Source organism: Providencia sp. PROV174 (genome assembly GCF_028480685.1).
Lineage (GTDB): Bacteria > Pseudomonadota > Gammaproteobacteria > Enterobacterales > Enterobacteriaceae > Providencia > Providencia rettgeri.
Genome location: NZ_JAMPOT010000014.1, coordinates 190,946 through 217,393, shown reverse-complemented (window position 1 = coordinate 217,393; position 26,448 = coordinate 190,946). Strand labels below are relative to the sequence as shown.

Annotated in this window: 25 protein-coding genes; 6 read left to right on the top strand and 19 right to left on the bottom strand. The window is 41.7% G+C overall.

Going from position 1 to position 26,448, the window contains the following annotated elements; translation table 11 throughout:
• Window positions 1–43: 43 nt before the first annotated feature.
• The 19 genes from PSE60_RS13860 to napF form a co-directional block, all read right to left on the bottom strand.
• The gene (locus PSE60_RS13860) at window positions 44–2,077 is read right to left on the bottom strand and encodes a TonB-dependent copper receptor (RefSeq protein WP_272665784.1); all 2,034 of its coding nucleotides are present in this window, start codon (window positions 2,075–2,077) and stop codon (window positions 44–46) included.
• Window positions 2,078–2,256: 179 nt separating this feature from the next.
• Window positions 2,257–2,607, bottom strand: coding sequence for a DUF2946 domain-containing protein (locus tag PSE60_RS13855; protein WP_419182214.1), 351 nt, complete (start codon window positions 2,605–2,607; stop codon window positions 2,257–2,259).
• Window positions 2,608–2,993: 386 nt separating this feature from the next.
• Window positions 2,994–4,025 (bottom strand): phosphotriesterase family protein, encoded by a 1,032-nt coding sequence (locus tag PSE60_RS13850; RefSeq protein ID WP_272665782.1) that lies wholly within the window; start codon window positions 4,023–4,025, stop codon window positions 2,994–2,996.
• A gap of 1 nt (window position 4,026) precedes the next feature.
• Window positions 4,027–4,992 (bottom strand): DMT family transporter, encoded by a 966-nt coding sequence (locus tag PSE60_RS13845; protein WP_272665781.1) that lies wholly within the window; start codon window positions 4,990–4,992, stop codon window positions 4,027–4,029.
• A 119-nt stretch (window positions 4,993–5,111) separates the two neighbouring features.
• A complete protein-coding gene (locus tag PSE60_RS13840) occupies window positions 5,112–5,849 on the bottom strand; it encodes a glutamine amidotransferase (RefSeq protein ID WP_272665780.1) in 738 nt (245 codons plus the stop codon).
• 26 nt (window positions 5,850–5,875) lie between these two features.
• Window positions 5,876–7,096 (bottom strand): PfkB family carbohydrate kinase, encoded by a 1,221-nt coding sequence (locus PSE60_RS13835; protein WP_272665779.1) that lies wholly within the window; start codon window positions 7,094–7,096, stop codon window positions 5,876–5,878.
• A gap of 651 nt (window positions 7,097–7,747) precedes the next feature.
• The gene (locus PSE60_RS13830; protein WP_272665778.1) at window positions 7,748–8,821 is read right to left on the bottom strand and encodes a cytochrome c-type biogenesis protein CcmH; all 1,074 of its coding nucleotides are present in this window, start codon (window positions 8,819–8,821) and stop codon (window positions 7,748–7,750) included.
• Entirely contained in the window at window positions 8,818–9,375 is a 558-nt protein-coding gene (gene dsbE, locus PSE60_RS13825) for a thiol:disulfide interchange protein DsbE (RefSeq protein WP_004262204.1), read from the bottom strand. The genes PSE60_RS13830 and dsbE overlap by 4 nt, the downstream gene beginning before the upstream one ends.
• Window positions 9,372–11,303 carry a heme lyase CcmF/NrfE family subunit gene (locus tag PSE60_RS13820; RefSeq protein WP_272665777.1) on the bottom strand — a complete coding sequence of 644 codons (1,932 nt, stop codon included), beginning with the start codon at window positions 11,301–11,303 and terminating at the stop codon, window positions 9,372–9,374. Before PSE60_RS13820 ends, dsbE begins: the two co-directional genes overlap by 4 nt.
• Window positions 11,300–11,791 (bottom strand): cytochrome c maturation protein CcmE, encoded by a 492-nt coding sequence (ccmE, locus tag PSE60_RS13815; RefSeq protein WP_004913345.1) that lies wholly within the window; start codon window positions 11,789–11,791, stop codon window positions 11,300–11,302. Before ccmE ends, PSE60_RS13820 begins: the two co-directional genes overlap by 4 nt.
• Complete coding sequence (ccmD, locus tag PSE60_RS13810) at window positions 11,788–12,000, bottom strand: heme exporter protein CcmD (RefSeq protein ID WP_004262214.1); 213 nt, start codon at window positions 11,998–12,000, stop codon at window positions 11,788–11,790. The genes ccmE and ccmD overlap by 4 nt, the downstream gene beginning before the upstream one ends.
• Window positions 11,997–12,737, bottom strand: coding sequence for a heme ABC transporter permease (locus tag PSE60_RS13805; protein WP_210839974.1), 741 nt, complete (start codon window positions 12,735–12,737; stop codon window positions 11,997–11,999). Before PSE60_RS13805 ends, ccmD begins: the two co-directional genes overlap by 4 nt.
• Before the next feature lie 197 nt (window positions 12,738–12,934).
• The gene (napC, locus tag PSE60_RS13800) at window positions 12,935–13,573 is read right to left on the bottom strand and encodes a cytochrome c-type protein NapC (RefSeq protein WP_210839973.1); all 639 of its coding nucleotides are present in this window, start codon (window positions 13,571–13,573) and stop codon (window positions 12,935–12,937) included.
• Window positions 13,574–13,582: 9 nt separating this feature from the next.
• Window positions 13,583–14,032, bottom strand: coding sequence for a nitrate reductase cytochrome c-type subunit (napB, locus tag PSE60_RS13795; protein WP_004913351.1), 450 nt, complete (start codon window positions 14,030–14,032; stop codon window positions 13,583–13,585).
• Window positions 14,029–14,892, bottom strand: coding sequence for a quinol dehydrogenase ferredoxin subunit NapH (napH, locus tag PSE60_RS13790; RefSeq protein ID WP_272665776.1), 864 nt, complete (start codon window positions 14,890–14,892; stop codon window positions 14,029–14,031). The genes napB and napH overlap by 4 nt, the downstream gene beginning before the upstream one ends.
• Window positions 14,879–15,589 carry a ferredoxin-type protein NapG gene (napG, locus tag PSE60_RS13785; protein WP_004262231.1) on the bottom strand — a complete coding sequence of 237 codons (711 nt, stop codon included), beginning with the start codon at window positions 15,587–15,589 and terminating at the stop codon, window positions 14,879–14,881. The genes napH and napG overlap by 14 nt, the downstream gene beginning before the upstream one ends.
• Before the next feature lie 6 nt (window positions 15,590–15,595).
• Entirely contained in the window at window positions 15,596–18,082 is a 2,487-nt protein-coding gene (gene napA, locus PSE60_RS13780; RefSeq protein WP_272665775.1) for a nitrate reductase catalytic subunit NapA, read from the bottom strand.
• Complete coding sequence (napD, locus tag PSE60_RS13775) at window positions 18,063–18,341, bottom strand: chaperone NapD (protein WP_004913364.1); 279 nt, start codon at window positions 18,339–18,341, stop codon at window positions 18,063–18,065. The genes napA and napD overlap by 20 nt, the downstream gene beginning before the upstream one ends.
• The gene (napF, locus tag PSE60_RS13770; protein ID WP_004262238.1) at window positions 18,331–18,822 is read right to left on the bottom strand and encodes a ferredoxin-type protein NapF; all 492 of its coding nucleotides are present in this window, start codon (window positions 18,820–18,822) and stop codon (window positions 18,331–18,333) included. The genes napD and napF overlap by 11 nt, the downstream gene beginning before the upstream one ends.
• Window positions 18,823–19,628: 806 nt before the next feature.
• On the opposite strand from napF, the gene nrfA reads away from it, so the two are divergent.
• From nrfA to nrfF, 6 genes are read left to right on the top strand one after another with little or no spacing between them, the layout of a single operon-like run.
• Window positions 19,629–21,062, top strand: coding sequence for an ammonia-forming nitrite reductase cytochrome c552 subunit (nrfA, locus tag PSE60_RS13765; protein WP_004913367.1), 1,434 nt, complete (start codon window positions 19,629–19,631; stop codon window positions 21,060–21,062).
• A 47-nt stretch (window positions 21,063–21,109) separates the two neighbouring features.
• Window positions 21,110–21,679 (top strand): cytochrome c nitrite reductase pentaheme subunit, encoded by a 570-nt coding sequence (gene nrfB, locus PSE60_RS13760; RefSeq protein WP_210840264.1) that lies wholly within the window; start codon window positions 21,110–21,112, stop codon window positions 21,677–21,679.
• On the top strand, window positions 21,676–22,347 hold the full coding sequence (gene nrfC / locus PSE60_RS13755; protein WP_004913371.1) for a cytochrome c nitrite reductase Fe-S protein: 672 nt from the start codon (window positions 21,676–21,678) through the stop codon (window positions 22,345–22,347). Before nrfB ends, nrfC begins: the two co-directional genes overlap by 4 nt.
• The gene (gene nrfD, locus PSE60_RS13750) at window positions 22,344–23,300 is read left to right on the top strand and encodes a cytochrome c nitrite reductase subunit NrfD (protein ID WP_272665774.1); all 957 of its coding nucleotides are present in this window, start codon (window positions 22,344–22,346) and stop codon (window positions 23,298–23,300) included. Before nrfC ends, nrfD begins: the two co-directional genes overlap by 4 nt.
• 24 nt (window positions 23,301–23,324) lie before the next feature.
• Window positions 23,325–25,199, top strand: coding sequence for a heme lyase CcmF/NrfE family subunit (locus tag PSE60_RS13745; protein WP_272665773.1), 1,875 nt, complete (start codon window positions 23,325–23,327; stop codon window positions 25,197–25,199).
• The gene (gene nrfF / locus PSE60_RS13740; RefSeq protein ID WP_272665772.1) at window positions 25,192–26,238 is read left to right on the top strand and encodes a heme lyase NrfEFG subunit NrfF; all 1,047 of its coding nucleotides are present in this window, start codon (window positions 25,192–25,194) and stop codon (window positions 26,236–26,238) included. Before PSE60_RS13745 ends, nrfF begins: the two co-directional genes overlap by 8 nt.
• The last annotated feature ends 210 nt before the right edge of the window (window positions 26,239–26,448 follow it).

Here is a 26,448-nt window from a genome sequence, read left to right as displayed (position 1 = left end):
CAAACAACCCATACAAGTGCTGTACGGGTTGTTTATCTAATAATTAAAATGTCACATTAATTTTTGCCCAAAAATTTCTTCCTGGTTCATTTACTGGCACATTGGATGAATAACCAAAACCGCTATTTCCAGCTAAGTTAAGGTGCTCACTGTAGGTTTTGTCGAACAAATTATCAACGCCTGCGCTTAATTTCATGTTTTCATTGATTGTATACGCTGTATTTAATGAAAAAATCGTGAAACCTGCACTTTTACTGAAGTCTTTACCCACCACATTACCATCATTTATAGCAACGCGATTTTGGCGGCTAACAACGCGGACTAAACCTGTCGTGGTCCAATCACCTTTTTCCCATGATAAGCCAAAACGGCTTTCCAACGGTGGCATTTGCGGTAATGCCCTTCCATCCGTGCGATTTTCTCCCCACGAATAAGCTAGGCTTGCATCCGCTTTCCATTCATCACTGAGTTTCTGTGCTACACCGAGCTCGCCCCCCATAATTAATGCATTCACATTTTCAACCTGACTCATTCTTGGATTTGTTGCGCTATAACGGAAGAGAATAAAATCATCGACACGACCCACATATGCAGAAACCCATGCATTGGTATCTTCATGGCTATATTTAGCCCCAATATCTAACTGAGTCGTTTTTTCTGTTTTTAGCTTATCAAACACATTATTACTACCATCTGGGCCGAGTTTAGGCGAGAACAGTTCCCAGTAATCCGGAAAGCGTTCGGTATAGCCAACACCTGCATATAACATAACCGGCGTACCAGATAATGAATGCTCATAACGTGCAAAGCCTGCTGGCATCACCGTATTTCGCCCTGAAGAACCCACGCCTGTATTATTTTCAACTATCACGCGATCTAAACGAGCTCCACTGACCACTTTACCTTGTTCAGTCGCATGCCAAGTTAATTCACTAAAAACACCATAGTCTTGGAATTGTGCATCTTTTTTCCAACTATTATTATTGTTTTTACGGTGTTTATTGGTCTGCATGTCAGCCCCTGCACGCAGTTCATAATCTTTCCACAGCCATGTTCCCATGGTACGGCCGCCCATGGTTTCGCGGTCAACGCGCATTTTCATTGGCATATTCATCATACCGTGGCCTCCATGCCCCATATGGCCACCGCTCATTCCACCGCCTGATGGCGAGCGAAGCGAGTAGTTATCCATAATATGGTCGGCATAATTGTAGTAAATATTAGCCTCAACTTTATCAAACACATCACCGATATTACTCTTTTCAAAGCGCAAACCTAAGCTTTCGCGTTTAAACTGAGACCCATCCATTCCTCTCCCCGCATAGCGAGCTTCTCCATCACCTTTACCGGCAGTCAGTTCTAATAATGTGTATTCATCAGGCGTCCAGCCAACAGCAATATCTGCATTCCACTTATCCCATTTCGAAGGAACCTTATCACCATTGCCATCTTTATAATCATTTGAACGTGATTTATTACCAATGACACGAATATACCCCGTTTCATTACCTAAACTGATATCTGCATTACCATCCCAACGCTCATTAGATGCCGTTAAGGCACTTGCGTTGCCTTTAATAGCCGCTTCAGTAAATAACGGCTTTTCGCGCTCAAAACGGATTGTTCCAGCAGAATTTCCAGGCCCCCATAAAACAGTTTGCGGGCCTTTAATCATATTCAATACATCAAAGTTTTCCGGTGAGATATAAGAAGTCGGCGCATCCATGCGAGAAGGACACGCACCTAACATTTCACTATCATTGGTTAAAATACGCAAACGAGAACCGAACATGCCGCGAAAAACCGGATCACCGTTAGTTCCACCATTACGTATTTGTGAAAAACCAGGGATGGTTTTGAGGTAATCAGAACCATCACTTGCAGGGACTGGCTGCCTTGGTGTTTTAGGGGATGTCGTAATGGTTAATGGTGAGTCGACCGGCGCAGTAACAATCATCACTGAACTATCTGAAAGTAGGCTTTGGTTTATTTCAGTTTTAGCAACTGTAGACGCCGTAAAAATTGCACTAATGACCAGTGTCGCAATAGGAGCCCCTTTAAAAACGTGTGTATTCATTTTTCACCTGTTTCTTAGAAAAGGAAGATGCTGCCTTCATCTTTTAGGCTGCAAACACATTTCAGCTCCCACAGATAAATTGCTTAATAAGCAAAAAAATTCAAGGTGAGCGAACGCGTTTTGCCCAGTGAAGGCAAAATAGCAATAAATTGATTTGTAATATTTACAATGCTAAGACATCAGGAAATAGGCGGGGCTCGAGCAAGGTGTAATGACCATGGTCTAAATAACCAAATGTGAACACAACGTTCAAAAGGAATAAATAGTGTCAGCGTGGCTAATTGCCGAATAACTGCAGCAATAAATAAGATAAGAAATGGAAAGTGGATCAATAATTGGCAGTAACCACATGCAATGTCTTCCATCGGAGATTGCCCAATCCCCGTCATTAACATGTGATTCATTGGCGCAGAAACATCACAATTTTCAGGCATCAGCATACCTTGATGCGTGTGCATCGTATGGTCTGCCGATGAATGATCAATTGCACTATTAGGGTTAGGGCTCACGCAGTGTTCCATCAGCCTCATCGATTTAGAGAACAATGGAGCAATAAACAGCATAGCCACAGCCAATAGTGCAAGATAGGCAGCAAATTGTCTGATTGAAGTGCGCAGGTGCAACGTTTTTCCGTCATCTGAGTACGAATTTATAGCGCAGAATTGTATCTTATTTAGATACCCATTGTTATTGATATTTACCGCAAATGTTAATTTAAGATGAACTTTATTAATAAAATTGATTATCTATCATCAATACAAACCCATTGAAAAATCAATCAATTGACTGATTTATAGTATTAGGTACTTTTCTCTAAGTCACCAAACTGTTTTAAAGGCGCCATAAAAAAGTAGCAACCACAAGTGATTGCTACTAATTTTCCATCCAAAAAATTCTAAAAATAACAAAGGGTATTCTATGCTAATAAGTTTGCAGGGTTATCAATACAAAGGCGGTTAATCATCGATTTATCCACCCCTTTTTTGGCCAATAACGAGAGAAAAACATTGGGTACAAACCCCCAGCCATTACCACCATTTTTTGCCCACATTTGTTTGAGAAAAACATCATGGCTCAACACGATTTGCGCCCCATACCCCATCTCAATCAGTTTACAAACCGCATCCGCTGTTTCTGTTACTGTTGGTGCAACACCTTCTTTTGGAAATGAAATATCTAGCCCAATCATGTCAAACTCAAGCCAAACACCTCTATCAAGCATACGGCGTTGATAATCAAAATCTTTACCTGACGGGTCTGAGTGTGCCAATGAAATTTTAGCGGGATTAACACCCATTTCTTTGATTAAAATATCGAGAACTTCATCTCCCCGACGTTGCCAGCCTGGCATATGAATATTCATTGAGACATGGTCATTAGCCAGTTGCGCTACTGATGCCGCTCTTAAGCTATTCTTTTCACCATCAGTAAAAAAAGGAGATACTCCGATTTCACCAATCATTCCTGCACAAATATCCGTTCCATCAATGCCTACATTGAGCTCATCATCAATCATTTTAGCCATAGCATCGATATCATTGACTAAGCGGTCACCTTCAAACTTTTCAATATACAGACCAGAAGAAGCAACCACATTAATACCCGTTTGAATGGCAACTTCACGCAATTGATGTACATCACGGCCAATCGCTTTGGAACCTGTAGCATCTACCAATGTTTTACCGCCAAGTTCCTTAAAATTATTGACTTCATAAATCACATCTTCGATAGGCTTTTTATCCATATTGTCACAGCAGCAATATGGGTCGTGCTTCAGTCCCCATTGAATATCGGCACTGACTTTTTTATCAACCAACACATGTGAGAAGTCATAAAATGGCTCATCGACAACCGTTGATAAATCATTAAACAGATGTTCATGTGGTAATGTCAGTCCCATATCTTCTTTTTTAACGGGCCCTGTCACCGTTTGGATATAACCTTTCATTTTATACTCCTGCGGCTTTTGTCGCTTTGGCTTCTCTAAACTCAGGAATGGTCGTAATAATTGCGCCGACTAAAGCAAATACTGTTCCAATAATAGTCACTAAGTACACGGTATTGCCCAAAGACGGTAGCGATAAGTCAATCAGTACCGAACCTAATAACTGCCCTGCCGTTGAAGCAACACCGAGCATCAACAAACCTAAGCCGCGGACTAAGATTGCCATTAATGCAATGGACATTAAACCTAACGGGCCACCTAGATACATCCACCAAACACCCGGTAAATCTAAAGTGAGATGACCTAATGCCATACGGATCACGAGCGCTATCGTCAGTACGGTAAAACCAACAATAAAGTTCCACGTAATAGAAACCATCATTGAACCTGTTGCTTCTGCAACTTTTGAGTTACCTGCAGGTTGCCACCCTGCTAACAAACCGGCTAAGAAAGGCAAAATAGCTAAATAAATGGCAGAACTTGAATGCCATTGTGGTGAAACCACAAATAATGTTGCGACAACCGCAAAAACAGCACCTAATACACGAAAGGTAGTGAATGGTTTTTTCTCATCGATACCAATCCCAAAGCGGTCACACAATAGGCCTGATAATAATAGTGCAGAAATCAACGCAGTTTGGAAGGTTGCGATACCTAATGCACTCGCGGATGCACCTTCAGAAAACACCACCATCGCACCGCACAGACCAGCAAACCAGTTCCACAATGGAATTTTTTTATTTTTAATTAAGCTAGGAATTGCTGCAAATTGTTGTCTAGTTTGTTTCTTAGCTATAATGATAAAAAACATCACCACCAAACCACTGGCAAATGAAATAACGGCGCTCGCATTTCCATCTTTTAATACATCACCCAGCTGCCCATTCACTGCGGATTGCATTGGCGATAACATACCGGCTAATACCGTCGCTATCATTAAAAAAGGGGTAGAATAACTTTTAACACTCATAAAATATTCCTTTTGGATTTTTGACTATGAGTCATTATTTTTTGTAATCGGCTTACAAGGTGCTGAATTAACTCAGCACCCATTTTCTTTATTTTGATTTTTTACTTTTAAAGAATTAATTAACGAGCGATTTGCTTAAGAATATTTACCCACATATCTGAATAATGCTCCCAAGCCATAAACTCACGACTTCCCCAGTGTGGCGAGCAGTCACTCATAAAACAGCCTGTTTTTCCTTTGTCATATTCACCGAATACCAATAATGGGTCTTCACCAATATTTAAAACAACTTGTGTATTTTCTTTAGCAGCAACTTTGTTATAACCTAAAAACATTGGCCAATTACCAAAGTTTTTAATTGATTCATGGCCTGTATTAGCGGGTGTTGCAAAAACTCCCTCAGGGGCTTCAACGCGGTCGTCACCATCTAACATTTCAACCGGTAATACATCGGCTAATAATGTATTTTTATAATTAGCTTTGGCTTCAATTCCCATAAATGACAAGTAACCACCGATCATTAATAAACCACCACCTTGGCTAACATATTGTTTAATTAATCCAAGTGCGTTAGGTAATACTTTCATATTATAGAAAGTGTCATTTTGTAATAAGAAAGTATTGGCACCGATATCGCTAATAACGACAACATCGTACTTTTCTAATTCCTCTACGGTTTTAGGGAATGTCATTTGCACGGTATGTGCAGGCATATAATCAATTTCAACGCCTTTATTTCTTAAACATTCTAATAAGAAAGTTGCACCTTCTTCATATTTACTTGAAGTAAAGCTGTCATAACCTTTAGTGTGGATCATATGGATATGCCATGATTCACCAATAAATAGAATTTTCATTTTTTTCCTCTTTTCAGAATATTAATTTATTCAGGGGATTGAGTCACAACCTGAGAATAGGTTGTTTGATTAATACGATGCATAACATTTATATCTTCAGGCATTTCTGAAGCATTACTTGTTTCAACAGCAAGGGATGAAAACGCCGATGCATAGCGCAAGGCGTAAGAAAACTGTTTACCTTTCGCCAAAGATGCAGCAAGAGCCCCATTGAATGCATCGCCTGCACCCGCGGTATTTTTAACAACAGCAGTATAAGCTGGAGAATAAATAAATTTATTACCATCAAATGCAATAGAGCCTTTACTTCCGAGTGTAATAACCACTTTTTTCACACCTTTGTGATAGATAACTTCAGCGGCTTTTTTAGCACTTTCTAAATCAATAACATTAATGTTAGAAAGCAGACTTGCTTCAGTTTCATTAGGGGTTAAAATATCAATATTTTCAATTAATTCATTAACGATGTCGTTATACGGAGCAGGATTTAAAATAATTGGAATATTATACTCATTACCAATTTCAATAATTTCCTTTAACGCTTCAATATTAGTCTCTAACTGAAGAAGAATAATATTTGAGTTAACAATTTTATCTTTTTGAATTTTCACTTCGTCAGCAGTAATATCCATATTAGAACCTGGATATATAGAAATAATATTTTCACCACTATTTTCAGAGACAAATATAGACGCCGTACCTGTTTGATATTTTTCAGTTTGGTATATGGTTGACGTTTTAATTTTAGATGACGATATAAAATTTATTGCATATTCACTAAATTGATCTGTTCCTATCTTAGTAATAAAGTGTACAGGAGAGTCTGAATAACTCGCTGCTAATGCTTGGTTACACCCTTTACCACCAGGAGAAAAAATAAATTTATTTGATAATAATGATTCGCCTGCCTCTGGTAACCGAGGTAAGTAACTAATCATATCTACGTTAAATGAACCTAATACACATACTTTACCTAACACGGCATCATCCTTATCTGTTCTTTCATTAAAACTTTCATTGCACTCAAGAAATTGAATTATTTCTTTTTTAGCAACTTTATCTAGTGTTTCAAATTCGATGTATGCGCCACCATGGCAACGGCTAATAATTCCTTTTTTTGCTAAAGAATTTAAATCTGCTCTAATGGTTTCTTTAGTGACATTAAGTTCTTTCGATAAAACAGAAACTTTGGCTGATCCGGTATTTTTTAAAATATTAATTATTTTCTTATGTCGTTCTGCTTTCATGCCATTTTACCTCATGGCATTTACTCTAATTTATACCTTGTTACATTAATGTGATTGTACTCATAGGTTCCCCCTGCAAAGCAAAAAAAAGCAAAAAGCATAAAAGTAAAAACAAAAAAAACCAAAAAAGAATAACCAAAGGTAAATCTTCTATTATTATCAAAACAATATAAGAATTGATTAGTTTATTTTATGAAATTTAGACTAAGAGGAAAGTACATAAGTAAATATAATAACTCGGATTATTTATTATATATTTCATAAATATAAAAACTTTAAAATAAAACAAAGTTAAATTAATAATTTATATTTAGAGCTTCATTAATTAAATTAGATAAAATAATCTTGATTAATCGTTATAATCTATTATGGGTAAAATAATGATAGGTTGAGAGAAGGATCACAAATTGAGTAAATGGATTATTCACCAGATAAATAAAAGGGAGCGGTTGCTCCCTTTTTAGACTGCTGCCAAACATAATAGGTTTGGCAGCAGTCTAATTGGTTTTGAAAGTAAATTAGGAAAATCAACTCATTGATTTTCGGCTGATAACACAAAGCGGGAAAAACCACGCTTTTATCTCGCTTTGTCAACAACCTTAAAAGGGAGCAATTGCTCCCTTTTAATCATAATAGTTAGACTAACGTTAACTATTCCGCTTTCGCTGGCAACCCTTTCTTTTCGTGTACCATCATCAGTGCTTGTTCAACACTGCGCTCGATAATAGGGCGACGTTGGTCATTCTCTGGCAGTAGTTTTAACATCATTTGCCAAGCAGAAATGGCTTCAGCGTAGCGTTCTTGCTCAAACGCATTGAATGCAAAAATACTCAACGCTTTCACATTAGTACGGTCTTCTGCAATCAGCTTTTTAAGTAGTTCCGCACCTTGACGGTTATCTTCTGGGTCAGAAGAGCGCGTCAAAACTTCCGCATAACCCATCACTACATTTTCATTTTTAGGTGCTAGGCGATAAGCACGGCCATAGGCATCGGTTGCCATGGTCGCATTCCCCAACACCATACCAATACGGCCTAGCATTTCCCACGCTTCTACATTTTGCGGGTCTTCTTGAAGGCGAGTACGTAGACCTAAGGCGAGGTGTTCCATTTCCGCATTATTAAGTGGCGGCTCTGACGGGTCTAGCGCTCTATCTAGCAAGGCCGGAGCTTGTTGGTAGGCATTATTCCAATCCGCCACTTTCTCGTAGCTACCTACCTGATAATAAGCACCGCCCGCAACACCTAATGCAATGATAAAACCGGGTAAATAAACCCAATTGCTAGTGCGAGAGGCCTCAGGTAATGCTTCTTCATCACCCTGCTCAACCTGTTTCAATCTAACGCGTTTTTTAGAACGGGCAAAAATGATCCAGCCGCCTATCGCTATCGCAATAAACGGCAATCCCCACAGCATAACCGTTAGTGGTGTCAGCGGTGGGTTATAAGTGACGAAGTAACCATAACGGGCAACCATGTAATCAACGATTTCATCACGGTTCTTGCCTTCTTTCATTAACTCATACACTTTTTGGCGCAAGTCCAGTGCAATCATTGAGTTAGAATCCGCAATGCTGTTATTTTGGCATTTAGGACAACGCAGTTCTTCGGTTAATTTACGGAATTGCTGCTCTTGCTGTTCATTATCGAAAGTAAAGACTTCTGTCGATGCATATGTCACCGTTGCACTTAACGTTAACATCAATAAACCCAATAAATACCTCATTGGTTCGCCTCCTGATTATAGCGCTCCCAAAGGGGTTTAAACTCTTTTTCCCAAACGCGCTCGTCCATTGCCCCTGCGTGACGATAACGGATCACACCATTGCCATCAATTAAGAACGTTTCAGGTGCCCCATATACCCCTAGGTCAAGGCCTAACATCCCTTCACCATCAAATAAGCTTAAGGCATAAGGGTTGCCCAACTCACGCAACCACACAATGGCTTTATCCCGTTTATCTTTATAGTTCAACCCAACCACACGAACACCCTGTGCAGACAATTTATTCAAATATTGATGTTCTGCACGGCATGTTGGGCACCATGTTGCCCAAACATTCAACAAGATAGGTTGCCCTTGTGTTAATACATCGGATTCGTAGTGCTGGCCTGGGTTTTCTAGTGATTCAAGGCGAAAAACAGGCACTGGCTTACCAATTAAAGCAGATTCTAATAAACGAGGATCATCCCCTTCTGCATTACGCATCAATTGCCATAACAGAACCGCGGCAATTCCTGCAAAAATAATAAAAGGAATTAAGAAGACTTTGCGGTTCATGCTGTTTCCCCTTGTAATTTGCGACGACGATAACGTGGGTCAAACAAGCAGAATAACGCACCAATAGCCATTAATACGCCACCAGACCAGATCCAACGAACAAACGGTTTATAATACAAACGCATAGTCCATGTATCTTTAGCGATTTCCTCACCCAATGCAGCATATAAATCGCGAGTAAAACCCCCATCAATCGCCGCTTCAGTCATAACAGCTCGACTAACACTATAAAAACGTTTTTCTGGCATTAAAACACCGATGACTTTGTCTTTTTCCTTCACTGAAATACTGCCAATAACACCTTGGTAGTTAGGGCCATCAGCTTCTCGTACTCCGTTAAATACAAAGGTATAAGCACGAATTGAAATGCTATCACCCGGCTTCATTTTCACGTCACGCTCAATACTGTAATTTTGGCTAAAGGCAATACCGACGATAGTTACCGCCAAACCTAAGTGCGCCAGTACCATTCCCCAGTAACTTGGTATGAGCTTGATTTTCTTACTGATGCGGACTCGCATTTCTGCGAAGGCAAGAATAGCAATCCAGCACGCCATCATTAAGCCAACAACCGTCAGGGCTTCTACCCTATCTTCCATTAATAATGGCAGGGCAAATGAGAGAATAACGGTTAATACGGTTGCAATGATTAATAACTTTTTAATCGCCGCAGGGCGGTCACGCCCCCAACGTACGAGTGGTCCAATCCCCAGTAGCAAGGCAAATGGCACCATCAACGCGATAAACATGGTATTAAAGAACGGTTCACCAATGGAAATCGTACCCAGACCAATTTGTTTATGGACCAACGGTAGCAATGTACCGAGTAACACGACTAACATCGCGGCTGTTAGGATAACGTTATTGCCCAATAACATGGATTCACGGGACCATAGCGCATTGTTAACTCTTGAGCGTACTTTGTGCCCACGCAGTGCAAACACTAATAAAGAGCCGCCAATCACTAACACCATGAAGGCTAAGATGAATAACCCTCGAGATGGGTCTGAGGCGAAGGCGTGTACGGAAACCAGTACCCCCGAGCGGACTAAGAAAGTCCCGAGCAAACACAATGAGAAAGCAAAAATCGACAATAATAGTGACCATGCTTTAAAAGTGGCTCGCTGCTCAGTCACGGAGAGTGAGTGGATCAATGCTGTTCCCACTAACCATGGCATAAAGGAAGCATTTTCCACCGGGTCCCAGAACCACCAGCCCCCCCAACCTAATTCATAATAAGCCCATGCGGAACCTAACATGATCCCTAGCGTTAAAAAGAACCATGCTGCCATCGTCCAAGGGCGAGCAAAACGCGTGAAAGAGCTATCTAACCGGCCACTTAACAATGCAGCAATCGCAAAGGCGAATGCCACTGAAAAACCGACATATCCCATGTATAACAATGGTGGGTGGAAAATCAGCCCTGGATCTTGCAGTAATGGATTGAGGTCACGCCCTTCAATCGGAAAGGCGGGTAGCGTGCGCGAAAACGGATTTGAAGTGAAGATGATAAACAGCAAAAAACCAACGCTAACCATCCCCATAACAGCTAAAACACGAGCAACAATGTCGAGAGGCATGCGATAACTGCAAATTGCCACCGCAAATGTCCAGCCACTCATTAATAATACCCAAAGTAATAATGAGCCTTCGTGAGCTCCCCATGTTGCCGCAACACGATACCAAATAGGTAATTGCGTATTAGAGTTATTGGCAACATAAGTGACTGAGAAATCATTAACAACAAAGGCATTCACTAATACTAGGAATGCCCCTGTTACACAAAGAAAAAGTAACCATGCTAATGGACGTGATGATGCCATTAAGCGTGCATCATTGCGTGCCACTCCCCATAGCGGGTAAAAAGACAGCAAAACGGCAAGCCCTAATGCCAAGCACAGTAAAACGCTACCAATTTCAGGGATCATGATGCATTGTCCTTATAGGCAGCAGCTGGCCTGCGATGGTTTTCTTGCATCGCTTTTTCAACCTCTGGTGGCGTATAGTTTTCATCATGTTTCGCGAGCACTTCTTTCGCTAAAATATGATTATTCTCTTGTAATTCCCCTTGAACAACGACACCTTGCCCTTCTTTGAATAAGTCGGGCAAAATTCCATGATAACTTACATTAACCTCGCCTTCGGCATCATAAACAGTGAAAGTGATATTGACAGCGTTAGAGACAGGGTCAGAATCACGTACTACACTACCTGGCATGACCATGCCACCGACACGTAAGCGTTGCCCAACTTCAGGGATTTGCTGAGTTTCTCGCTTACCATAAATGATTTCACCGGGGGTATAAAACAAGTCAATACTTGAGCGTAATGCATAGAGAATTAATGCGAGGGTTAGCCCCACACCAACCAATATGGAACAGATCAGCCAAAGTCGGTTACGACGACGAATATTCACACTCCCTCCCTACGCGCTCTTGCTGCTTTTTGCCTGACTTCACGAGCTTGCTGTTGAATAATTGCATTTATTATCATTTTTCTTTGTATATACGTATGCAAACAGAGTAACAAAATAGGTATTAATGTCAGCGCAACCGCCAGCCATACATAAAAACCATAGCCGCCCATCGCCCAAAATTCACTCCAAGATGCAAATGCGCTAGTCATGATTGACGTCCTTTTTTATTCACAATATCTAATACCCATGGACGGTTACGTTCTAACATCAATAATTGGCTACGTAAACGGATTAACGTTAATGAGATAAAAAGAAATAGGTAACCAAGGATAGCTAAACGAAGTGGTGTACGCATAGCAGGGTTGATGCTTTCTTGCATGCGAGTCGAAGGTTGGTGCAAGGTTTGCCACCATTCAACTGAATAATGAATGATAGGTAAGTTAATCACACCAATTAATACTAAAATTGCAGCGGCCTTTCCTGCGGTGCGACGGTCATCAAACGCATGCCATAAAGCAATAATCCCCACATACAGAAAAAATAGAATTAATTCAGAGGTTAAACGTGCATCCCATACCCACCATGCACCCCACATTGGTTTACCCCATGTCGCACCTGTAACTAATGCGATAAAGGTAAATACCGCCCCTACTGGTGCCATCGCTGCTATCGCCAATTCTGAGACTTTCATTTGCCAGACTAGACCGACAAAAGCCGTAATGGCCATCGTGGCATAAATTCCCATCGACCACATTGCAGCAGGAACATGGATATACATAATACGATAGCTTTGACTTTGGACTTTATCAGTTGGCGCAAAACCAAATCCCCAAACCCATCCCACCGCTAAACAAATTACACTCAATATAATAAACCACGGTATTAGACGCCCACATAACCGATACAGGTTGGCTGGGATGGCTAGTTGATGAAGCTTTTTCCACATAGTTTAATTACCCTGATTTATTATATTGTTAGTAAATGCTGCGTGACAGCATCATACAATACACATTAAAAAAGCAAATATATTGATTTAACACAAATATAACTTAGGCTGATCATACTCAAACGCATAACCAGCCTATTTATTGATCATTACTTATAATTCATCGATGTAACTCATCATAAAATGATTACCTTGAATTAAAAGCCAGGTTCAACTTCACGCATGTCCGGCAACTTATGGGCGATCCCTTTATGGCAGTCAATGCAGGTTTTACCATCCGTGATGGCTTGGTCATGCATTTTGGCTGCGACCCCTTTTTGTGCAGTAAAGTCCATATACTCAAAGTTGTGGCAGTTACGACACTCTTGTGAGTCGTTATTTTTCATCCGCCGCCATTCGCTTTGCGCCATCGCTAACCGATGGTCTTCAAATTTTTGTGGCGTATCGATGATGCCAAAAATTTTTCCGTATAACTCTTTACTCGCTTGAATTTTACGCACCATTTTAGGGCCAAACTCATGCGGTACGTGACAATCTGGGCAAGTTGCACGGACACCACTACGGTTAGTATAGTGAATAGTATCCATATATTCTTCATAGACATTCTCACGCATTTCATGGCAGCTAATACAGAACTCTTCCGTATTGGCCATTTCCATACCGGTATTGAATCCGCCCCAGAAAATAACACCACTCACGAAGCCTATCAGTAATAATGTCCCTAACGCTAAGCGGCTTGGCCTACGCCACCAGCGCCATACTCGGCCAATTAACCCAAACAAGCCCTTTTTCTTCGGCTTGTCATCATTTGTTTGCTTTTCATTGTTATTTGACATAATTCCCCCTTATTTCCCAAAACCTTTGGATGGGGTAAATGTGTTATCAACAATCGGTGCCGTGTCTGACTGAGGCACGTGGCACTGTAAACAGAAGTAGCGATTTGGCGCGACTTCGCCAAGAACTTTGCCTGTTGCATCCATAAAGTGTGTTGGGCTAACTCTTGGTGCCCCTGTCGTACGATAATTTTCCACACCATGGCATTGCAAGCAACGATTAGTATTGGTGGTAATTTGATAACCTTCAACACTATGTGGGATCATTGGTGGTTGATTCACATAGTTTAATGCCATTCTTTCTTGCTCTTTCGGAATATGAATGCTTCCTTCTGACGTACCGGATACTTCTGGTGATTGGGTCAGGTCTACACCATTAGCAGCCCAAACAAGACTGCTTACAACAAAGGCCATTCCAGCCACCCAACGGCTGATCGTCTTTTTCAGGACAGGATTTTTCATGATTTTGCTCCCGAACTCCATCTTAGTGTTATTTTAAAAACATCCTCAGAACAAACATCGATGCAACGACCGCAAGTGATGCAATCTTTATCGGATATCTGCGCTGGAGCTTGTTTATCTAGGACCGGTGCGCGCAGAACTTGCGGCTCCGGACAAATGTGGAAACAGTCCATACAACGGCTACAGTTTTCTTTATTTTCCGCTGTAACAACCAATGCGCCCTTACACCCTGCCACGCCATATAGCGCACCTAATGGGCAAAGGTGACCGCACCAACCATGTTCCACAACTAATAAATCGAATAAAAACAGTGCAACTAAAACCAATGCACCGCTGCCAAAACCAAAAATTAAACTGCGCCCCATTAATGAAACTGGATTAAGCCATTCCCAAAGTAAGGTACCTGTAATAGCAGAACCGATCAGGATCACCACCAGCAATACATAGCGAATATTGCGCGGTATGGTTGCGGATTGGTTAAAATCAAATTTACGTCTTAACCACGCCGCCGCATCCGTCACTGGGTTTACAGGACAGACCCAACTACAGAAAATGCGCTTACCCAGCAGTGCATAAACCCCGAATACGATAGCAGCCCCAACTAATGCTGAGATCCCCGGTAAGTAACCACTTGCTAAGCTCTCTAAGGTGATTAATGGGTCAGTCAAAGGTACGGTATCTAACAATACGCTACTGCTGTAGTTACCATGTAAAATCCATACCCCAAACCATGGACCACTCAAGAACATCGCTAACACCAGCAATTGGCTTATGCGTCTAAACACCAACCATTTGTGGCTCTGCCACCAGCCTTTTTTTGCCTGAGCTTCACGTCCGGCATCACGTTTACGATTCGCCATTGTTACCCTCCAGCCAGCCAAAGCGGTAATGGTGTCCTAACTCACCTTTTGCCAGCGACCTTGGTAATACCTTGATAGCCGCCTCTTCCAATACACATGCTTGTTCACATTTACCGCATCCTGTGCAGTAGTTGCTATTGACGGTGGGTAGGAAGCGCGCATGCTTACCTGTTCGGTGGTTTTGTTCAAGTTCCAATGTGATGGCTTCATCAATCAGTGGACATACGCGGTAACATACATCACACCTTAGCCCTTGAAAGTTCAGGCAGTTTTCCTGATCGAGTAAAACGGCTAACCCCATGCGTGCATCGTTAATCGACTCAATGTCTTTATCCAATGCACCACTTGGGCAAACCTTGGCGCAAGGAATGTCCTCACACATTTCACACGGATTTTCTCGGGCGATGAAGTATGGCGTTCCCGAAGCCAAACCGGATGCCAATGTCGCTAATTTCAACATGTCATACGGGCAGGCTTGAACGCATTGCCCACAGCGGACACATGCACTGGCAAATGCTTTTTCATCAAGGGCTCCCGGCGGACGAAGCTTGACGCCACTCGCACGGGAAGTTTGTTGCTGAAGCCCCAGCACCACACCAACAGCCGCCAACCCACCCGCAGTGCGGGCGACATCGCGTAAAAAGCGACGACGACTGTTCTGGGACTTAGCCTGTTGAGACTTAGCTTTCTGGGGCATGAGCAATTACACCTTTTCCAGTTTAACGGCACATTTTTTGTAATCCGTTTCTTTTGAAAGCGGATCGGTTGCATCCAGTGTTAAGTTATTCACTAGCTGCGCAGCATCGAAAAACGCCATGTAAACTAAGCCTTTTGGTGGTCTATTACGGCCACGTGTTTCGACAATCGTGGTTACATCACCACGGCGTGAAACCACTTTGACTTTATCACCACGGCGTAAACCTCTCTCTTTCGCATCGATTGGATGTATAAACACAAGAGATTCAGGGAAAGCACGGTGCAGTTCAGGAACACGGCGTGTCATACTACCGGTATGCCAATGTTCTAATACACGGCCTGTTGATAACCATAAGTCATATTCTTTATCTGGCGATTCTGCAGCAGGCTCAAATGGCAGGGCAAAAATCACCGCTTTACCATCTGGTTTACCGTAGAATTGATAACCCGCGCCAGCCTTAACGTAAGGGTCATTTCCTTCGCTATAACGCCACTGAGTTTCTTTGCCATCAACCACTGGCCAACGGATACCACGCGCTTTGTGGTAGTCATCAAAATCAGCCAAGTCATGACCATGGCCGCGACCAAAGCCAGCGTATTCTTCGAACAGCCCTTTTTGTAAGTAGAAGCCTAATTCACGAGACTCATCATTAAGTTGGTCTTCTGCTAACTCGCTCACAGGGAACTTCGTTACAGCTTGGTTACCGAATAACACGTCATACAGTGTTTTACCGCGTAACTCAGGTTTTTTCGCGAGTAACTCTTCAGGCCACACTTCATCCGTTGTAAAGCGTTTAGAGAACAGTACCATCTGCATTAAGTCAGATTTCGCTTCGCCAGGTGCTTTAACTTGCTGGCGCCAAAATTGGGTACGACGTTCCGCATTACCGTAAGCCCCTTCTTTTTCTACCCACATGGCTGTCGGTAAAATCAAGTCAGCAGCTAACGCACTGACCGTTGGATAAGGGTCAGAAACCACGATAAAGTTGCGAGGATCACGCCAACCAGGCATACGCTCTTGGTTGATATTCGGGCCCGCTTGCATGTTGTTGTTACACATTACCCAGTAGAAATTCAATTTACCGTCTTTTAAAGCACGGTCTTGAGCTACGGCGTGTAAACCCACTTTTTCAGGGATCGTCCCAGCAGGTAACCCCCACACACCTTCTACTTTCTCACGGTGTTTTTCATTGGTAACCACCATGTCTGCAGGTAAACGGTGTGAGAACGTACCAACTTCACGAGCAGTACCACACGCTGATGGCTGGCCTGTTAATGAGAACGGCCCACAACCAGGTTGAGAAATTTTTCCTGTCAGTAAGTGCAAGTTATACGCTAAGTTATTCGCCCAAACACCGCGAGTGTGCTGGTTAAAACCCATGGTCCAATAAGAAACCACTTTCGTTTTAGGGTCTGCGTAAAGCTTAGCGAGTTCCTCTAACTGATCTTTTGGAACCCCGGTCATTTCTGCGGTTTTGTCTAGCGTATATTCTGCAACAAAGGCTTTATATTCGTCCCATGTCATTGGCTCAGACGCATCAGAACCTGCATTTTTCGCATTTTGTTCGAGTGGGTGAGTTGGGCGTAATCCATAACCGATATCTGTTGCACCACGACGTAAATTCACGTGTTTATCGAGGAATTCCTGATTAACTGCGTTATTTTGAATGATATAGTTTGCAATATAGTTCAGGATCACCAAGTCAGATTGTGGTGTAAAGACGATGCCGTTATCCGCTAATTCAAAGCTACGGTGTTTGAAAGTCGATAACACCGCAACACGCACGTCAGGGTTAGACAGACGACGGTTGGTGATACGAGACCACAAGATTGGGTGCATTTCTGCCATGTTTGACCCCCAAAGGACAAACGCGTCAGCATGCTCAATGTCATCATAACAACCCATTGGTTCATCCATACCGAAAGTACGCATGAAGCCCACTACCGCAGAAGCCATACAGTGGCGTGCATTAGGGTCTAAGTTATTAGAACGGAAACCACCTTTGAACAGTTTTGATGCCGCATAGCCCTCCCAAACTGTCCACTGGCCCGAACCGAACATACCAATCCCTTCAGGACCTTTTTCTTTTAATGTGGTTTTGACTTTTTCTTCCATAACATCAAAGGCTTGCTCCCACGTAATCGGTGTGAACTCCCCATTTTTGTCATATTCGCCGTCTTTCATACGCAACATTGGCTGCGTTAAACGGTCTTTTCCGTACATAATTTTTGGTAAGAAATACCCTTTGATACAGTTTAGACCACGGTTTACAGGGGCTTCTGGGTCACCTTGGCTGGCCACAATACGACCATTTTGAGTGCCCACCAGTACCCCACAGCCTGTACCACAAAAACGACAAGGGGCTTTGTCCCATTTAATACTTTCTTGTTGACCAACCACTGCTTTCGCAATGCTCGGTGCGCCAATACCGGCCGCCGCAGCAGCGGCCGCTATCGCATTGGCTTTCATAAAGCTACGACGACTGAGTTTCATAATCTTCCTCACCTTGCTCTTCCTGCTGATGGTAAACCAGCGAAACATCTAGTACGCCGTCAATATCGCGTACTAAATCAATAGTATCTAACAACGTTCTACTACCTTGCCCTTCAACAACCACAATCAGTTTTCCGTTTTCCGGGGCGCTTAGCGCCACTTCACAATGGGAAAGTTGATTAATTTCTTCGGCCACAGTAGACAGTCGCTCACTTTTTACTTGTACTATTAAACTGCACACTTGATAGTTACTGTGCATGTTCATGCTCCACGGTAATGGCTGAAACTGGGCAACCTGCGACGCAAGCACCACAGCCTGTACAACCTGGTGTTTCTACTTTTGGCTGGTATATACCGGCCATTGACGGACGAAAAGAGATGACTTCAGGCTCACAACTGTCTTGGCAACGACGACATTCAATCGAAAGATAAGCAAGACAATTTTGGCCAATCGAAATTGAGATATCCCAAGGTTGGGAATGTTTTGGTAGGAAAATAGGTTCTGGACATGCTGTTGCACATGCATAGCAAAATGTACATTCACCACGCTTAAAATCAACAACAGGGTAGCCCCCTGCTCCTGGTTGGATAATTGCCGTTTCGCAACTTTCAACACAGGCATTGCAACGGGTACACAATTCGATAAATTGCGTTTCACTACCACTCCATGGCGGCCGAACCACTGGGGCTGCACTACGCCACGCACCAGTTAATACTCCCCGACGGGTGAGATCAACCATGTTTTTTTCCTTTACATTGCCAACAAAAAAACTAAAACGTATTGATAAACCGCATTTTTTATATGTGTATTTATGAGAAATATTAACGATAGAGGTTATAAAAATACATACTACCAAGTGGGTAAAAGAGGTAATTACCCGTATACGACTAGAAATAACAACATTTACGTTATTTACTCACCATTAGCTAAAAATAGCATCAAAATGACAAGCGAGCAGACCTTTTTAATTATTTATTAACATTTTTTTAATATGTATTATTAATTTAAACTCAAGTTTTAATTTTTTAAATTATAATTCCAGCTCAAAACTACCACTAAAGTGGTATATGCAATGTCATTTAGCAAAAAAATATCTGTATTTTTTTTGATATTAAACAACTTTCATTTCTAACTTTATTTTAAAAACAGCACTCAAATATTTAAAATAAAAAAATTATTTTAAAATCAATAAAATAAAATCAGATAACGCCAAATATCAAAATAAGAATCATTACTAATTAATTATTAAAAGTAACAGTTTAAAACTACAGAAAAATAACTATATCAATTTCAATAATACCTATTTTTTATTATTTCCTCACATTCTATTTCCTTATTACAAATTATCTTTTGATCAAAAACAATATTTTTAGTGTGGTTTTTTGTTACACATATAAATTGGCAATGTCTTGGTAGCAGATGAAAGCTTGCTATCAAACCTAAATAACAAAAAGATACCCAAAATAGTTCGAGTCACAGGTCACATTACAACAACAACTCGAAAAATGAAGGGATGACTGGCTAAAATTACTCGAGGCCCTTTTTATGGCAAACATAAGAAATAATGCACTATGCTTATTGAGTCTGGTTGCAGGAATATTTCTCTTTACCTCTGTTCATGCTCAAACTCCGACTAAAGATAGTACATCTACCATCAACGCTCGAAATGAAACTTTCGAAGCTGCTCACCCTGATCAATACCACTCTTGGCGAGCAACATCCGAGCAATCAAACCGAGAAGACGCATTAGCGGAAGACCCTCGCTTAGTCGTACTCTGGGCTGGATACCCATTCTCACGCGACTACAACAAACCTCGTGGTCACGCCTATGCCATTATTGACGTCCGTGAAACCTTACGAACTGGTGCTCCGAAAGATGCCCAAGATGGCCCGCTTCCGATGGCATGTTGGAGCTGTAAAAGTCCCGATGTGGCTAGGCTTATCCAAGAACATGGCGAAGATGGCTATTTCGAAGGTAAGTGGGCGAAAGGTGGCCCAGAAGTGGTGAATGTCTTAGGTTGCGCGGATTGCCATAAAACCGACTCAGCGGATTTTGCAAAAGGTAAACCAGAGCTAACACTTTCTCGCCCTTATGCAGAGCGTGCAATGGAAGCGATTGGCAAACCGTTTGATAAAGCCAGCCGGTTCGACCAACAGTCCATGGTGTGTGGCCAATGCCACGTAGAATATTATTTCTCTGGTGATAAAAAAGCCGTGAAATTCCCATGGGATAACGGCACCAAAGTGGAAGATATGGAAGTCTACTACGATAACATTGGTTTCTCTGACTGGACCAACTCACTGTCGAAAGCTCCAATGCTAAAAGCCCAACACCCAGAATATGAAACTTGGAGTGCGGGTATTCATGGCAAAAATAACGTGACCTGTATTGATTGCCATATGCCAAAACTGCAAAACGAAAAAGGCGAACTGTACACCAGCCATAAAATTGGTAATCCATTCGACAATTTCGAACAAACCTGTAGCACTTGCCATACCCAAAGCAAACAACAACTGCAAGATGTGGTTGCTGAACGTAAAGTCGCTATCCAAGAGATGAAAATCAAAGCGGAAGACCAATTGGTACGCGCTCACTTTGAAGCGAAAGCTGCATGGGATGCAGGCGCAACCGAAGATGAAATGAAACCAATTTTAACGGATATTCGCCATGCACAATGGCGCTGGGATTTAGCTATCGCCTCCCACGGTATTCATATGCACGCACCAGATGAAGGCCTACGTATGTTAGGTGGTTCGATGGATAAAGCGGCAGATGCACGTACTAAACTCGCTCGCCTGTTAGGCTCTAAAGGCATCACCCATGAAATTGCCATCCCTGATATTTCAACCAAGGAAAAAGCACAACAAGCCATTGGTTTAGATATGCAAAAAATCAACGCGGAGAAACAAGAGTTCTTAAAAACTGTCGTTCCGCAGTGGGATGACCAAGCTCGTAAAAATGACCTATTAGCCAAATAACCATGATTTGCCCCAAATAATGGGGCAATACAACCAATGGAGTGAATATGAGCGTACTACGTTCGTTATTAACTGCTGGGGTGCTGGCAACAGGCTTATTATGGGCAACAGCCGCATCCGCAACCCCACAAATGGCACAAGAAAATGCCGAAGGCCGTTGGGTTGTCACGCAGCAACGCAGTGCTGACAGCGCCTGCTTAGACTGTCATAAACCAGACCAAGAAGGCATGCATGGCACTCACGCAGAAGTGGTTAACCCTAACAATAACTTACCCGTGACTTGCACCAACTGCCACGGTAACCCAGGGCCTGATCACCGTGAAGGCGTCAAAGATGTCATGCGCTTTAACAACCCAATGTATAGCGTTGAACAACAAAACAGTGTCTGTCTGTCATGTCACTTACCGGAGCAACTGCAAAAAGCGTTCTGGCCTCATGATGTCCACGTCACCAAAGTGGCCTGTGCCAGTTGCCATGACCTTCATCCGAAACAAGATACGATGAAGGTCCTGACTGATAAGGGCAAAGTGAAAATTTGTGTCGACTGTCACTCAGATCAACGCAATAACCCTGATTTCAATCCAGCAGCGGTGAAATTGCGTAAGGAGCAGCCATGAGTTGTTCTCGTCGTCAATTCATTATCTACACAGGAGCACTGGCGGCGGTAGGAGGGGTTGCTAGCCATACGCTAGCTAACACCATGAAAATAGATGGCGTTCGCTACGGCATGGTGCACGATGAAAATCTGTGCATCGGCTGTACGGCGTGTATGGATGCGTGCCGAGAGGTTAACCAAGTACCGGAAGGTGTTTCACGGTTAACCATCATCCGTAGTGAGCCCATAGGCCAATTTCCTGATGTTAAATACCGTTTTTTTCGCCATTCCTGTCAACATTGTGAAAGTGCGCCTTGTGTTGATGTTTGCCCTACTGGTGCCTCTTTTATCGACAAAACAACGGGGATTGTTGATGTAAACCCTGACTTATGTGTCGGCTGCCAATACTGTATTGCTGCCTGCCCTTATCGCGTCAGATTCATTCACCCTATCAATAAAACTGCGGATAAATGTGATTTTTGTCGTAAAACGAATCTAAAAAAGGGTAAGCAACCCGCTTGTGTCGAATCTTGCCCGACCAAAGCATTAACCTTCGGTAATTTAGATGATCCTAAGAGCGATATTTCGTTGATGCTAAAAGAAAAGCCGACTTATCGATTCAAAATTGCACTCGGTACTCACCCCAAAATGTATCGAGTCCCGTTCAAATATGGGGAGGTTAGCCAATGACAACAGCTTCTGCTTTCCATTTTGAATCCTTAGTGTGGGACTGGCCCATTGCCGTTTACTTATTCTTAATTGGTATTTCGGCTGGGCTAGTAGTACTTGCGGTACTTATGCGCCAGTATTATCCCACTGCGGCTGGCAGTGATAGCACTCTCATGCGCACAACACTGATTTTAGCTCCGACAACAATCATCTTTGGGTTATTGATCTTAATTCTCCATTTGACGCGTCCATGGACATTCTGGAAATTAATGTTTCATTACAGCCCGACTTCGGTGATGTCGATGGGGGTAATGTTATTCCAAGTGTATATGGCTGTACTTGTTATTTGGCTTGCTAAAATTTATGAAAAAGAGCTCATGGTTTTACAGCAAAAATGGCTGCCTAAGTTTACGCTTATCCCAAGAATATTAACCCTGCTAAATCGTGCGATGCGTTCTCTGGATATTGTAATGCTAGTCTTGGCTGTTTTGCTTGGGGCTTATACCGGATTTTTACTTTCAGCATTAAAATCTTATCCATTCTTAAACAATCCATTATTACCAGCTTTATTCCTATTTTCAGGAATATCGTCAGGTATCGCGGTATCATTAATGGCAATCGCATTACGCTACCGTAAAAATATCCATAACGACGAAACCGCATTTTTACACCGTATCGAAAGCTTTGTTATTTGGCTCGAGATATTCCTATTAGCAGCCTTTTTTGTTGGGTTAGCGTTAGGGGACGATGGAAAACTTCGCTCATTAATTGCCGCATTAGGCGGTGGTTTCTGGACTTGGTGGTTTTGGATTGGTGTTGTCGGATTTGGTTTTATTATTCCTCTGCTATTCAAAAAATGGATGGATAAAGGACAAGGTGCAGCAAGAGTATTGATTATGAGTGGTGCAAGCTTACTGGGTGTCTTCTGCTTACGCTTCTTTGTGTTATACGCAGGGCAGTTGACCGTCGCATAACTCACTCAATAATAAGGGTAATCATTGGAACTAATACTCCCAGAAATTGGCTTTCTCTGCCTCGCATTGGCACTCTGTATTGCCTGTTTTCAAGCATTGTTTGGAGTTATTGGTTTTTTCCGCCATATTCCGAGGCAAATGCCTCGGAATATTCTTTGGACCTACTTACAATTTCTTTTCTTGCTCGTTGCCTATGTTTGTTTAACTCTCAGCTTTATTCAAAGTGATTTTTCAGTTGTGTATGTGGCGCAACATAGCCATCGGCTATCGCCGTTATATATTAAAATTGCGGCAGTATGGGGAGGCCATGAAGGCTCAATATTTCTTTGGCTACTGTTTATCTCTGCTTGGAGTTGCCTATTTGCATGGCGTTATCGTCAGCAAACTCACTCCGTATTTCCTCTCACTTTAACCTTACTTGCTATTATTAGTACCGCATTATTACTGTTTATCGTCTTTTATTCCGACCCTTTTGTCCGCATTTTCCCACCTGCTGTTGAAGGGCGAGATCTCAACCCAATGCTGCAACATTGGGGATTGATATTACACCCCCCACTACTTTATTTAGGTTATAGCGGGTTAATGGTCGTGACCGCCTTGGCACTGGCATCCACGCTGTGCGGGCAATTCAACCAAACTGTTGCAGGGCTTTGTTGGCGCTTTGTCGTTCCTAGTTGGTGCATACTCACTTTGGGTATCACACTGGGTTCATGGTGGGCATACAGTGAACTTGGTTGGGGTGGATGGTGGTTTTGGGACCCAGTTGAAAATGCATCGCTGTTACCATGGCTAAGTGCAACTGCGTTATTCCATAGCCTTACCGTTTCACATAAAACGGGTCATTATCGTCATTGGTCAATATTACTGGCGATCCTCACGTTTATTTTATCTCTATTGGGCACGTTGATTGTACGCTCAGGTATTTTAATGTCTGTTCACGCGTTTGCTTTAGATAACGTTAGGGCTGTTCCTCTCTTTTTATTGTTCAGTTTTCTGAGTTTTGGTGCTTTATGTATATATGGTTGGAAAGCTAAAAACATCGATAATTTGCCAACTAAAACTAATCGCCGTCAGCTTCACTTATTACTCACTTTAATCTTATTTTCTACTGTATTATTTATTGTCCTGACGGGCACACTTTACCCGATGATTTACACGTTATTTGGTTGGGGAAAAATATCGGTTGGGGCACCTTATTTTAACCAAGCATTATTACCATTTGGTATTTTGATGCTAATCATAATAGCAGTAAGTGCCATTTATCCGCTTAACAAAACTCGGATTAAAGCCCAATGGCGTATTCTTTTAATTATACTTCTCAGTGTGTTAGTAAGCTTATCTCTTTGGTCTAAAGGGCTTGTTATCGCTCTTTCTTGTGGTTTTTTATTTGCGATTCTACTTATCTTTTGGCTACGCCCCATCGATGCTATCCGCCAACAATTCCCTTCCCTTATCGCTCATACAGGGGTTGTGATTTTTGCGGCTGGCATTGCCTTATCAATTGGTAGCCACCATGAAACCAGTGTTAGTCTTTCTGTTGGGCAATCTATTTCACTCGCAGGTTATCAATTTCAATTCAACGAGTTACAACTTGAAGCTAAATCTAATTACACTACCGAAAAAGCCATTATACAAATTCGCAAAGCTAACCAACCATTACACCAGTTAATTACCGAGCGCCGGTTTTATACTGCTCGCCAGCAATTAATGATTGAACCTGGTATATATTGGGGGTGGCTACGTAATTGGTATGCGGTATTAGGTGAAAAAACGGGAACAAATAGCTATGCAATACGCCTTTACGTACAAGATGGCATTCAATGGATTTGGAGCGGTGCGTTTGTAATGTGTTTTGGCTTATTAATAAGCTGGATAAAAGGGAGAGTAAAAAATGCTTAAAACCCTATTAGCACTATTTTTCCTATTTTGCTCTTTTATATCCAATGCTCAGATTGTTGATGTGTGGCAATTTAATTCTATTGAAGAACAAGAATATTCTTTGCACATAGCCTCACAATTACGTTGTCCGCAGTGCCAAAACCAAAATTTACTCGAATCCAATGCACCCACTGCAGTAAGTATGCGCCACCAAGTTTTTAAAATGGTTGCAGAGGGAAAAGATAAAGCGCAAATCATGCATTATATGACCGAGCGATATGGTGATTTCGTGCTGTATAACCCTCCCCTGACTATTGGCACCGCACTGCTTTGGGGATTACCGGGTATTGCTCTGATTGGTATTTTTTATTTCATTTTCAAATTTGTTCGGTCACAAAAACAGCCGCTTATAGAGAACAATTTTCACCATCAGCAGATATTCGAGCGATTATTGCCAGAAGATGTAACAGCGCCATCAGTTGCAAAGCAATGGCATATGAATAAGTTACTCGCCATATTAATTGTGTCAGCTGTTATTGGTTACTTTTTTTCACCTCGGTTTGAATTAGCCTACCAGGAATACCAACGTATTTCAGATCCTCTACTCTCATTCACACCATTGCAGCAAGAACAAAATGATTTATTCCGCTTGCAAGATGATATTCGCCAATCACCTAAAAATAGTGAGCTTTGGGCTACACTAGGTGAATATTATCTCTATCAAAATAGTTATGATAACGCATTAATTGCTTATCAAAGAGCGTTAAAATATGGTGGAGAAAATGCTCAGGTATACTCCGCTATTGCAACCGTTTTATATTACCAAGCAGGTCAACAACTAACAGAAGATGTTAGATCGGCAATCAATAAAGCATTAAGCCTTGATAAACAAGAAGTTACTGCTTTAATGCTAGTCGCTTCAGATGCTTTTATGAATGCAAATTATGAGCAAGCAATTGATATTTGGCAAAAATTATTAGATAGTAATAGTTCTCGTATTAATCGTTCTCAACTCATTGAAGCTATTCATATGGCAAAAATAATGAAGAACAAAAAATAATAATCTTATTTAATTATTATTTTTTTTGTTACTCTAGGGATTAATACATACTGAATTATCACAATAGTGATAAAATATTCTTTATGAAATGTCTATTTATTTAAATGTGTAATTTTTCGTTTCTTATTGATTACCATTGTTTCCCCTCTATATTACTTCAAATAATCTTATGTTAGATTGGTAACCGTTAATTATCCCAAATGTAATCCA

Excerpts from the sequence above, each read along its gene's own strand:
- nrfC (WP_004913371.1), top strand. The coding sequence starts at position 21,676 with ATGAGTTGTTCTCGTCGTCAATTCATTATCTACACAGGAGCACTGGCG.
- napA (WP_272665775.1), bottom strand. The coding sequence starts at position 18,082 with ATGAAACTCAGTCGTCGTAGCTTTATGAAAGCCAATGCGATAGCGGCC.
- nrfA (WP_004913367.1), top strand. The coding sequence starts at position 19,629 with ATGGCAAACATAAGAAATAATGCACTATGCTTATTGAGTCTGGTTGCA.
- PSE60_RS13805 (WP_210839974.1), bottom strand. The coding sequence starts at position 12,737 with ATGTGGAAAAAGCTTCATCAACTAGCCATCCCAGCCAACCTGTATCGG.
- napG (WP_004262231.1), bottom strand. The coding sequence starts at position 15,589 with ATGCCCCAGAAAGCTAAGTCTCAACAGGCTAAGTCCCAGAACAGTCGT.
- PSE60_RS13835 (WP_272665779.1), bottom strand. The coding sequence starts at position 7,096 with ATGAAAGCAGAACGACATAAGAAAATAATTAATATTTTAAAAAATACC.
- PSE60_RS13850 (WP_272665782.1), bottom strand. The coding sequence starts at position 4,025 with ATGAAAGGTTATATCCAAACGGTGACAGGGCCCGTTAAAAAAGAAGAT.
- nrfD (WP_272665774.1), top strand. The coding sequence starts at position 22,344 with ATGACAACAGCTTCTGCTTTCCATTTTGAATCCTTAGTGTGGGACTGG.
- ccmD (WP_004262214.1), bottom strand. The coding sequence starts at position 12,000 with ATGACTAGCGCATTTGCATCTTGGAGTGAATTTTGGGCGATGGGCGGC.
- PSE60_RS13830 (WP_272665778.1), bottom strand. The coding sequence starts at position 8,821 with ATGAGGTATTTATTGGGTTTATTGATGTTAACGTTAAGTGCAACGGTG.
- nrfF (WP_272665772.1), top strand. The coding sequence starts at position 25,192 with ATGCTTAAAACCCTATTAGCACTATTTTTCCTATTTTGCTCTTTTATA.
- PSE60_RS13820 (WP_272665777.1), bottom strand. The coding sequence starts at position 11,303 with ATGATCCCTGAAATTGGTAGCGTTTTACTGTGCTTGGCATTAGGGCTT.
- napD (WP_004913364.1), bottom strand. The coding sequence starts at position 18,341 with ATGCACAGTAACTATCAAGTGTGCAGTTTAATAGTACAAGTAAAAAGT.
- PSE60_RS13860 (WP_272665784.1), bottom strand. The coding sequence starts at position 2,077 with ATGAATACACACGTTTTTAAAGGGGCTCCTATTGCGACACTGGTCATT.
- PSE60_RS13840 (WP_272665780.1), bottom strand. The coding sequence starts at position 5,849 with ATGAAAATTCTATTTATTGGTGAATCATGGCATATCCATATGATCCAC.
- napF (WP_004262238.1), bottom strand. The coding sequence starts at position 18,822 with ATGGTTGATCTCACCCGTCGGGGAGTATTAACTGGTGCGTGGCGTAGT.
- napC (WP_210839973.1), bottom strand. The coding sequence starts at position 13,573 with ATGTCAAATAACAATGAAAAGCAAACAAATGATGACAAGCCGAAGAAA.
- PSE60_RS13855 (WP_419182214.1), bottom strand. The coding sequence starts at position 2,607 with ATGAGGCTGATGGAACACTGCGTGAGCCCTAACCCTAATAGTGCAATT.
- napH (WP_272665776.1), bottom strand. The coding sequence starts at position 14,892 with ATGGCGAATCGTAAACGTGATGCCGGACGTGAAGCTCAGGCAAAAAAA.
- dsbE (WP_004262204.1), bottom strand. The coding sequence starts at position 9,375 with ATGAACCGCAAAGTCTTCTTAATTCCTTTTATTATTTTTGCAGGAATT.
- nrfB (WP_210840264.1), top strand. The coding sequence starts at position 21,110 with ATGAGCGTACTACGTTCGTTATTAACTGCTGGGGTGCTGGCAACAGGC.
- PSE60_RS13845 (WP_272665781.1), bottom strand. The coding sequence starts at position 4,992 with ATGAGTGTTAAAAGTTATTCTACCCCTTTTTTAATGATAGCGACGGTA.
- napB (WP_004913351.1), bottom strand. The coding sequence starts at position 14,032 with ATGAAAAATCCTGTCCTGAAAAAGACGATCAGCCGTTGGGTGGCTGGA.